Origin of the sequence: Frankia sp. AiPs1, from assembly GCF_023716945.1 — a bacterium.
Taxonomy (GTDB): Bacteria; Actinomycetota; Actinomycetes; order Frankiales; family Frankiaceae; genus Frankia.
In genome coordinates, this window is sequence record NZ_JAMQQF010000195.1 from 1 (window position 1) to 10,022 (window position 10,022).

10 protein-coding genes are annotated in these 10,022 nt (G+C 71.7%); 1 reads left to right on the plus strand and 9 read right to left on the minus strand.

Annotated features, from left to right (window positions below):
• The 9 genes from ND748_RS17270 to ND748_RS17310 form a co-directional block, all read right to left on the minus strand.
• On the minus strand, nt 1–180 hold a 180-nt coding region (locus ND748_RS17270), incomplete at its 3' end, for a hypothetical protein (RefSeq protein WP_251746830.1).
• Entirely contained in the window at nt 143–955 is an 813-nt protein-coding gene (locus tag ND748_RS17275; protein WP_251746831.1) for an ABC transporter permease, read from the minus strand. The genes ND748_RS17270 and ND748_RS17275, both read right to left, overlap by 38 nt.
• Nucleotides 952–1,926, minus strand: coding sequence for an ABC transporter ATP-binding protein (locus tag ND748_RS17280; RefSeq protein ID WP_251746832.1), 975 nt, complete (start codon nt 1,924–1,926; stop codon nt 952–954). Before ND748_RS17280 ends, ND748_RS17275 begins: the two co-directional genes overlap by 4 nt.
• Entirely contained in the window at nt 1,923–2,363 is a 441-nt protein-coding gene (locus ND748_RS17285; protein ID WP_251746833.1) for a hypothetical protein, read from the minus strand. The genes ND748_RS17280 and ND748_RS17285 overlap by 4 nt, the downstream gene beginning before the upstream one ends.
• 161 nt (nt 2,364–2,524) lie before the next feature.
• Entirely contained in the window at nt 2,525–3,322 is a 798-nt protein-coding gene (locus ND748_RS17290; RefSeq protein WP_251746834.1) for a response regulator transcription factor, read from the minus strand.
• Complete coding sequence (locus ND748_RS17295; RefSeq protein WP_251746835.1) at nt 3,319–4,554, minus strand: sensor histidine kinase; 1,236 nt, start codon at nt 4,552–4,554, stop codon at nt 3,319–3,321. The genes ND748_RS17290 and ND748_RS17295 overlap by 4 nt, the downstream gene beginning before the upstream one ends.
• A gap of 46 nt (nt 4,555–4,600) precedes the next feature.
• The gene (locus ND748_RS17300; RefSeq protein ID WP_285902269.1) at nt 4,601–5,002 is read right to left on the minus strand and encodes a VOC family protein; all 402 of its coding nucleotides are present in this window, start codon (nt 5,000–5,002) and stop codon (nt 4,601–4,603) included.
• 289 nt (nt 5,003–5,291) lie between these two features.
• Nucleotides 5,292–7,376, minus strand: a complete 2,085-nt coding sequence (locus tag ND748_RS17305) for a TerD family protein (RefSeq protein ID WP_251746837.1) — start codon at nt 7,374–7,376, stop codon at nt 5,292–5,294.
• 253 nt (nt 7,377–7,629) lie between these two features.
• Nucleotides 7,630–8,538: a 1-acyl-sn-glycerol-3-phosphate acyltransferase gene (locus tag ND748_RS17310; protein ID WP_251746839.1), complete on the minus strand. Its 909-nt coding sequence runs from the start codon at nt 8,536–8,538 to the stop codon at nt 7,630–7,632.
• A gap of 541 nt (nt 8,539–9,079) precedes the next feature.
• On the opposite strand from ND748_RS17310, the gene ND748_RS17315 reads away from it, so the two are divergent.
• On the plus strand, nt 9,080–9,877 hold the full coding sequence (locus tag ND748_RS17315) for a carboxylesterase (RefSeq protein WP_251746838.1): 798 nt from the start codon (nt 9,080–9,082) through the stop codon (nt 9,875–9,877).
• The last annotated feature ends 145 nt before the right edge of the window (nt 9,878–10,022 follow it).

Below are 10,022 nucleotides of genomic sequence, written 5' to 3' on the forward strand. Positions count from 1 at the left end.
GTCGCGGACGCCGCGGCCGCCGTCGTCCTGGCGCTGCCGGCCGCCGGGATGCTGTTCGTGCTGTTCCTGCTCGGCCGGGCGGTGGCCCGCGGCCTCGCCGCGCATCACCACCACCGAGACCGCGATCGCCGGCCCGGCCGGGTCAGGCGTCGCGGCGTTGCAGGCAGCGATGGGCGGCACCGAGGAACAGGGCCAGCCACGCCGCGACCACCGGTACGGCGACACCGGGCGACAGCAGGCCGACGTCGTCCGACCCGGTCAGGGAGAGGCTGTCGGTCGCCGGACCCGGCAGATAGATGAGCATGTGGGCCGCCCACCAGGCCGGCAGCAGCCCGCCCGCGATCGACGGGGCGAACAGCAGTGCCAGCACCGAGGTGAGGGCTCCGGCCGCGCTGCGGGTGAGGACTGCCAGGGCCAGCCCGATCAGCGGAAAGACCGGAGCCAGCCCGATGTCCGCGGCGAGCGTGCGCACCTCCCTGCCGGCGGCGAGGTCGGCGTTGGTCACGTCCGGCAGGCCGTAGGCATGGAACACCGGCTGGGCCGCGAGCGCCGCCAGCACGGTGACGACCGTGAAGCCCACCCAGCTCGCCACCGCAATCACGACGATCTTGGCCAGCAGCACCCGGCCACGACGCGGCGTCACCGTGAGGGTCAGTCGCACCAGCCCCGCCCGGTACTCGCAGGCGCCGCCCCGCACCCCGAGCACGACGAGCAGGACGGCGCTGACAAGCCCCGAGACCAGCGGGAACAGCAAGGGGTCGAACTCGACGCGGTCCTGCTGGGACCAGCCGTCCGACTCGAGGCCGACCGCAACGGCGAGCAGCACGCACAGCGCGGTCCCGAGGAGCGGGCCGAGACAGGCGATCACCAGGCTCCCGCGCATCGCGCGCAGCTTGAGCCATTCCCCGGCGACCGTGGCCGTCCACCCCGGCGGGGCGGCAGGAGCCCGGCTCATGGCCTCACCCCCCGACGACCGGCCCCCTGCTGGCCGATGGCTCGCCAGTCGACGGCCCGGCGCTCGACGGCCTGGTACTCGACGGTGTCGCCGGTGAGCTCGAGAAAGGCGTCCTCCAGCGTCGCCCGCCGCTCGGTCAGCTCGTGCAGGGCGAGCCCACGGCCGGCGGCAAGATCGCCGATGGCCGGCGCCGTCAGGCCGGTGACCAGCAGCACGCCGTCGGCGTCCGGTGCCGGGGTCACGCAGGCACCCGCTGCCCGCAGCGCCGCCGCGAGCTCGGGGCCACGCGGCGACGCCACCCGGATGTGGGTGCCGGCACCCGCCCGGGTGATCTCGGTGACGCTGCCATGGGCGAGCAGGCGACCGCGGCCGAGGACCAGGACCTCATCGGCAGTCTGGTCCATCTCACTGAGCAGATGGCTGGAGACGACCACGGTGCGCCCCTCGGCGGCGCAGCGCCGCAGCAGCCCACGGACCCAGCGGACGCCGTCGAGGTCGAGGCCGTTCACCGGCTCGTCGAGGATCAGCACCGCCGGGTCGCCGAGCAGAGCGGCGGCGATGCCGAGCCGTTGGAGCATGCCGAGCGAGAACCCGCCGACCCGGCGCCCGCCGAGGTCGGCGAGGCCGACCTCGGCGAGCACCTCGTCGACCCGCCGGGCAGGCACACCGCCGGCCCGGGCGAGCCAGGCCAGGTGCTGGCGGGCCCGCAGGCCGGCCGGCGCGGCCCTCGCGTCGAGGAGCACCCCGACCTCACGTATCGGCGCGGCGAGATCGCGCAACGCGCGGCCCCCGATCGTCGCCCGGCCGCTGCTGGGCCGGTCAAGGCCGACTATCAGCCGCAGGGTGGTCGACTTGCCGGAGCCGTTCGGGCCGAGGAACCCGGTCACCACGCCCGGGGTCACGTCGAAGGTCAACTGGTCCACCGCGACCGTGTCGCCGTACATCTTCGTCAGCTCCCGTACCTGGATCACCGCTCGGCGTTCCCGTCCCCCAGGTCGTCGCCGTCCGGCCCGGGAGAATTCGACGACCTGCGGTGCCGGCTGTACTCGCCGAACGCGGCGGCGAGTACGAACAGGCCGAGCAGGGCGATCCGCACCGGGCGGAGCGCGTCGAAGGTTCCGCGGAACCAGTCGGGCAGCTCGACCTCCGGCAGGTCGATCGCGGGCAGCCCGACGTGCGGCAGGTCGCCGGCCAGCCTGGGCAGAAGGTTGACGGCGACGACGAGCAGCCCGACCACGACTGCCGAGGCGACCCCGGCGAGCCGCGAACGCGCCCGCCCGGGCCGATCGAGGCTGCCCGGCCGCGGACCGCGGGCGGTCGCGGGCGGGTCAGCCGAGCCTGAACCGGCAGGGACGGGCGGCACGGCAGACGCCGGCTGGTGGGCGGCGGGTTCGGCGGGTTCGGCCATGCTCGGGAAGCTAGATCCCCGGTGGTCCGGGCACATCCGCCGAAGGTATGGACCTGCCTCCTCCTGCGGTCGCAGTCCGCCGGTCGGAGGCACCGAGGCACCGGGCCGCGCGGGCGAGGTCATCCTCGGCTGAACGCCCGCGGCTGGATGCCCGCGTTGGGTCAGTTCGGCCTGGGGCGCACCAGTCCGTAGTCGTAGGCGAAGACGACGGCCTGTACCCGGTCGCGCAGGCCGAGCTTGCGCAGCACAGCCGACACGTGCGTCTTGACGGTCGCCTCGGTGAGCACGAGCTCGGCGGCGATCTCGGCGTTCGACCGGGCGAGCGCGACGAGCCGGAGCACCACGGCCTCCCGCTCGGTCAGTTCCTCCAGCCCGCTGCGGATCCGGGTGCCCCGCCCGGCTTCCCCACTCGCTTCGAGTGGCCGGACCGCACGGACCGGGCGGCCGAGGGAGCCGACGCCTGCGCGGCGGCGCCCGGCCGGACCGTCGGGTGCGGGGGAATCGGCGACGGACGGCAGCGTCTGCGCGAAGCGGTCGAGCAGCCGCCGCGTCACCGTGGGGGCGAGCAGCGCGTCCCCACGGGAGACGACGCGGACCGCATCGACGAGTTCGGCGGGCCGAACGTCCTTCAGCATGAATCCACTGGCGCCCGCCCGAAGCGCCGCGAAGACGTACTCGTCGAGGTCATACGTGGTCAGGATGATCACCCGCGCCGCGCTGCCCGAGGCGGCGATGCGCCGGGTCGCCTCGACGCCGTCCATCGTCGGCATCCGCACGTCCATGAGCACGACGTCGGGTTTGCTGCCGCCGACGAGTTCGACCGCCTCGGCCCCGTCGCCGGCCTCACCGACCACCTCGATATCGGATCGGGCATCGAGGATCATGCGGAACCCGCCTCGAACAAGCGCCTGGTCATCGGCCAGCAGCACCCGAATCGGCGGAGGCGCCTCGGTCGTCATATCGATCTCCCGCCGAGGTCGGCCGGCAGCGGCAGGCTCGCCCGGACCCGGAATCCGCCGCCGCCACGCGGGCCGACCTCCAGGCATCCGCCGAGCATGGCAGCGCGCTCCCGCATGCCGATGATGCCGTGCCCGCCGCCCCTGCCTGCCGGCGCCGGCGCGGTGGTGATCGTCTCGGCGCGCCGGCCCGCGCGGACGACCGGTCCCGGGCCGCCTTCGGGACCGGCACCGGCGCCCGTGGCCGCACCGGTATCGGCGAACCCCACGCCTGGCGTGCCGATGCCGTCGTCGACGATCTCCAGGTCGAGGGTGGCCGCGGTGTAGGCGAGGGTGACCTCGACCCGGGACGCGCGGGCGTGGCGCAGGGTGTTGGTCAGCGCCTCCCCGACGATGCGGTAGGACGAGACGTCCATCCCGACGGGCAGCGGGCGGGCCTCGCCGACCACGCGAATCGCGACCTGCAGCCCGGCGGCGCGCAGCGGCTCACCCAGCTCGTCCACCCGGGCCAGGCCGGGCTGCGGACGCACCGGGCCCGCCTCGTCGCCGCCGGGACGGACGACGGCGAGCAGGCGGCGTAGCTCCGCCAGCGCATCCCGCCCGGTGGTCTCGATCGAGCGCAGGGCGCGGCGGGCCTGGTCAGGTCGGGTGTCGAAGACGTCATCGGCGGCCGCCGCCTGCACGATGATCACCGACACGCTGTGCGCGACGACATCGTGGATCTCCCGGGCGATGCGGGCCCGCTCCTCGGCGACCGCCCGCCGGGCCTCCCCCTCGATGGCGGCCCGGCGATTGCGGGCGATCTCTCCGATGGCCCAGGCGGCGATGGCCAGGACGATCGTGAAGTAGGTGTCCTCGCGGCTGGCGGAGGCGAAGTCGACCGCGCACACGCCGAGCAGCGCTGCCAGCGCGGGCAGGGAGCGCAACGGCGGCCGGGCGGCGGCGAACGAGCTGATGGCGATCAAGGCCGCGATCGGGATCACGACCGAGGGGACGAGCATCTGGATGACGAGGCCGCCGACCAGCGCGACGGCGAGCGCGGCTCCGGGCCGGATGCGGCGCCAGTACAGCGCGAGTGACTGGCCGATTCCGAGCGGCAGGCCGAGGACGATCAGCAGCGGCTCATGGGTGCGGCCGTGCTCGTCGAGCACCACCGCGACCAGGAACAGGCCGATCAGGAGCACGATCCCGACGTCGGTGGCGCGTCGCAGCCGTCCGCGCCAGCGCCCGCCCATCGTCCGATCATGCCCGACGGCTTCCGGCGGGACCGGTGGTACTCGGTCAGGCTGCCGCCGGTGGGGCGAAGAACTCCAGCGCGATGCCGTCCGGGTCGCGGAACGACAGCCCGCTGCCGTAGTGCGCGCCCACGATGCCGCCATGCCTGACCCCGAGCTCGTCGAGCCGGTCCTGCCAGCGGGCCAGCCCCGCCCGGTCGGCGCAGCCGAAGGCGATGTGGTCCAGGCCGCGGCGGCGCTCGTCGAAGCCGGTCGTCCGGTCGCCGTCGGGGAACGCGTGCAGGCCGAAAAGCTGGCCATCGCCGATGGCGAACACGACGTGCCGGAACGGCCCGGTGTCCTCGTCGAGCACCGGTTCGACGCCGAACAGGGCGGCATACCACGGGACGCTGACCGCCAGATCGGTCACAGTCACGGCAACGTGTGACACAGCCGGGAACGTCGTCATCAAAGGCTCCACTCAGTAGGCGTTCCGGGAAAGCACTGCGGCGACCTTCTCCGCGCCACCAAGATGCACCCGGGGCACCTCGAAACGCCACGCCGTCCCGGCAACAAGATGAATCTCGAACACGCCGGCCACTTTTGCCCTTGTTGAGCCGGGCGAGTCGCAGGCCACCTATCACCACCGGCCTGACCTGCCGCCACATCCCGGCGACGACCAACCCCCGCCGCTGGACCGTCCGCCGCTGACCGGACCCGGATCGCACCGGACATCCGGGCGCGTCACGGCCTGCCAGTCAGGCCTCGTCCGCCAGGGAACCTCCGTTCGCCTGGCCGTGCCACTCGCGCAGGTTCTGTACGACCTCCTCGTAGAACTTCTCCAACGGCTCCGTGACCGATGTGACGAACGTTCCCTTCCCGACGCCACGCTTCGTCCCGAGCGGAGCACTCAGGGAAATCCGGAAGGCCCGTATCTCGTGCGCGGAGTCGGAGATCATGATCTCCGGCTTCTGTCGGACGAGGGCGAGCAGCTCGGCCCGGGCCGCCTCGCGCGAGCCCTGTTCGAAGGACTCGATGCGCAGGTTTCCGTTCGCCTCGCCGAGCTGCCGCAGAATCCACCTGATCCGTGTCGCCGGGCGGCCCTGCCGTGGTGCGTCGATGCTCACGGCCCAGACGACCCGACCGGCCCGTAGATCCGCGCTGACCGCCAGCGGGCCGACCGTTCCGGGAATGCGCAGCGTGGCGGACAGCGTTCCCTGCCGGCACAGCTCGTCGGCGAGCGCCTGCCGGCGCACCGCAGCGTCGACGCGACGGCCCGCCTGCGGAAGAACCTCGACGCCGAGTAGTCCGCCCAGGTGAAGACACAGGAAGTGGACGAGTTGATCGAAGCGTTCCGCGACCGACGGCAGACCCCGGTCGGTCGGCCGCAGTGTGCCCGCCGCCACGCTGCCCCGCACCGTCACCCATGAGGAACCCATGTCCTCGAACGTCTGCGCGCCGGAGCGGGAGTGGTCCAGATAGCGGAGAAACTCCCCCAGAACGTACTCCTGTGTGCGATCCGCAACCAGGTCGTTTTCGAGCAGAAGCTGACAGCGGAATCGAATGTCGGCCCAGGAGAGGTGATGCACCGCCACCTTTCTGGTTCGGCGCCCATCGATACCGACGGGATGTCGTTCATCTGCGGTCGTGATGAGGTTCGAGATGGTGATCACCGCGTCGAACTGCTGCTCCCGGGCGATGTCGAGATATGCGCCGACCTGATCCGCGGTGAGTTCGCCGGTTCCGGTCTTGACCTCGACCAGCGCCGTCCAGCTTCGCTGGCCTCGGGTGACTCTGATCAGTCCGTCCGGAACGTAGGGCTTGTCATCCCGGTTGAAGGGCACCTCGATGAACGTCGATATCTGACCGGCGGGCGCACCGAACCGGGTCGTCATCGAGCGACCGAACTCCCGGACCGAGCCGATCACGGCAAGCAACGCGGAGGTCGCGCGCCGTTCCTGCTCCGCGGCCCCCCCGATGCCCGCCACCGGAAAGAGGCGGGCGGGCTGCCATCGGTCCTCCGGCCCTGCTTCGAGGGCCCGTCTCCCCTTGGATGCCGACAGTCGACGAGCCGACAGCCGCTTACGCGTCGTCACCGTATGAGCGCGTCGCCCTCCAGCTCGGGCCTCCCGCGCTGCTCGCGCCGTGCCCGCACCCGAGACGACCGGATCCGACCCGCCGACGATCTCGCGCGGCTCGCCGGCCGGGGCGTCCACCGGAACCGGAACCGTACGGACCGCGCCCGCCTCCCCGTCCTCGGCCATACCACCGTCGCTCGTCTCGTCCTCGGCGTCGACCTCCACGCCGTATTCCGTGACGAGCGTCCCGAGCCCGGTGTCGTAGCCCTGTCCCACCGCGCGGAACTTCCACTGCCCGGCGCGGCGGTAGATCTCCCCGAGAACGAAGGCGGTCTCCCGGTGCGCGGCAGCTACAGCAAAACTGAGCAGTTCCACCGCATCTGATCCACGAAGCATTCGGAGCCGGAGATAGTCGAGTTCCTGAATGGACCCTTCGGCGCCATCGAGGCTCGCCGCAAGCAGTACCCGCTCGACACTGTCGGGCACGTCGTCCATGTCGACGTCGACGATGTCGGAGTACGCCACCGACGGACCTTCCGGAGTCCGGGTCTTACCCCGCAGCCGGACCGCACCACCCGCCCCCGACTGCTGATTGTAAAAGATCAGATCGTCGTTGGAACGAACCTTGCCGTCATCCCCCAGCAGGAGAACGCTGACGTCAGCATCGAGCGGATACTCCGCCCTGATAGCCCATTCCAGGATGACCGAGATGGAACCGAGTTCGTCGGCCAGGGCACTGAGGACAACGTTTTCCCCCTTGCGCATGGCCGCAACCGTCGCAGCGCACATGTCGGGATGTTATCCCCAAGGCAGGAGAGACCGACATTATCATCACACGAACAACGGACCATCCAAAACATCTACAATCGACCGAGCGAATCGCACCCAAGAGGTCGTCCGGGTCCGACCGATGTCGATCTCAGGAGACCGGGCGGACGCCAGTACAGGCTTCGAGCGCACGCCGGTTCAACGCCCAGAAGGACACTGTCCGCCGCAAGGGACCCCGACGCGCGTCAGGTCATTGCGGCCGGTGGGCCTCGATGAGGAAGCGGGTGGTGCGGGCGGTGAAGGGGCCGGTTGTGCGGATCCGCTCGTGCAGCTCGGCGAGGCGCTCGCGGTAGCGCTCGACGGTGAACCCGGGAACAATCCAGATCACCTTGCGCAGAAAGTAGATCACGGCGCCGACGTCGCGGAACTCGGTGTGCAGCGTCTCCATCCGCAGGTCGACGACCTCGAGCCCGGCGGCGCGGGCGGCGGCGATCTCTTCCTTGGCCCGCTTGGCGTACATGTCCACGTACTCCTGGCCCGACAGGGCCATCAGTTCGTACATGATCTGATCGGTGATCGACCGCAGCACGAACCGGTCGTCCGCCATGTCGGCGTAACGGGAGAAGTCGAGGGGCGGACCAACCCGCATCCCGATCCGGCGAATCTTCGGTACCAGCTGACCGGGCGGCTGTACCTCGAAGGTGCCAATCATCGCGACCGGGATCACCGGCACGCCGGCTTCCAGGGCCATCCGGGCGACACCGATCTTGCCGCGGTAGAGGCGGCCGTCGGGCGAGCGGGTCCCCTCCGGGTAGATGCCGATCAGCCGGCCCTGCCGCAGGACGCGCACGCCGGAGCGCAGGGCGCCCTCGCTCGCCTTACCGCCGCTGCGGTCGATCGGGATCTGGCCGGCGCCGCTGAAGAACACCCGCTTCAACCAGCCCTTGACGCCGGCCTCGGTGAAGTAGTCGCTCTTGGCCAGGAAGGTCACCCGACGCGGAATCACCACCGGCAGGAAGAAGTGATCAAGAAACGAGAGGTGGTTTCCGGCGAGGATCGCAGGGCCGTCCAGGGGGATGTTCTCGGCTCCCTCCACCCACGGACGCCAGAACACCCGAAGGATCGGCGTCAGGACCGCCTTGAGCACCCAGTAGAACAAGACAGCTCCCACCTGGTCACCGCCGTCAGACGACGCCCGCCGGGGGCGGCCGTGGCCAGGCCGCCCGTCTCCATCCGCCGAAGCCGATCACACCAGAACCGAGCATCCCACCGCGTGCCAGGTGGAGCCCGGCGGCGCTCCGAGGCCCGCGGACTGCGACGGTACGCGGGCCTCGCGGCGGGCGCGGCCCGGCCATGGTCGCCGATGTACGCCAGCCGCCCGCAAGCCTGGGGATCGGCCATCATCACGTCCATCTAACGCCGACGCGGCCCGCGTGGTGCCCGCGGCTGCCCGGCCTGGCGCCGGCGGCACGGGACTCGCCGAGCGGGCGCGGACAGGCCCGCGCCTATATCATCCCAGCCGGGGCGTTCTCGGTCCCAGCGGGCTCCTGGCGTGGCGATGGCGTCCGCACGACCGTGACTTACGCACGATCGTGGCCTCAGCCCGCGGACCGTGCGAGCATACGTTTACCGGCGCTTTCCTTTCGCGCCGCCCGCGACGTGGCATGCGGGCGGGCCCAGGGCACGAAGGGCGGATCACGATGGCGGGCTTCACCGGCACAGCCGTCCTACCAGGTGCCGAACCGTTCGAGTTCGCGGGCGGCCCGGTGGGCGTCCTGCTGGTCCACGGGTTCACCGGCTCCCCGGGCAGCATGCGGCCCTGGGGCGAGTCTCTCGCCGCCGCCGGGCTGACCGTCTCCGGCCCGTTGCTGCCGGGCCACGGCACCCGCTGGCAGGACATGGTCCCGACCACCTGGCCGGACTGGTACAACACCGTGCAGGGCGCGTTTCTTCGCCTGCGGGCCGACTGCGAGCAGGTGTTCGTCATGGGCCTGTCGATGGGCGGGACGCTGACGCTGCGGCTGGCCGAGGAGCACGGCTCCGACATCGCCGGCATCGTCACGGTAAACGCGAGCCTGTCGACCGAGCGGTGGCACGCCGCGCTCGCCCCGCTGCTCGGGCGGTTCATCCCGGCCGTGCGCGGCGTTGCCGGCGACGTGAAGGCGAAGGGCGTGCCCGAGGTCGGCTACGACCGGGTGCCGCTGCTCGCGTTCGCCTCGCTGCGCAAGCTCTGGGGGGTCACCCGCGGCGACCTCGAGCGGATCGACTGTCCGGTGCTCGCGTACCGCAGCGTCGTCGACCACGTCGTGGAGCCGAGCTCGGGAGCGATCCTGCTGGCCGGGGTGCGCGCACCGATCGAGGAACGGCTGCTGCCGGACAGTTGGCACGTCGCGACCCTCGACAACGACAAAGAGACGATCTTCAAAGGCAGTCTGGACTTCGTCCAGCGGCACGCGGCACGCGCGCTCGTGCCCGACACCCCCCGCGACGATGGCTGAGCATCCGCCGGCGCCGGGCCACGGCGAGCCCCGACCGTCCGCGGCGGGCGCGGCGGAGCCCGACCGTCCGGTGGCGGACCGCGCGGCGCCGACGGGAGCCGGTGTGTCACCCACCGGGTGTGGCGCCGCCCGGCCGGCCGAATCC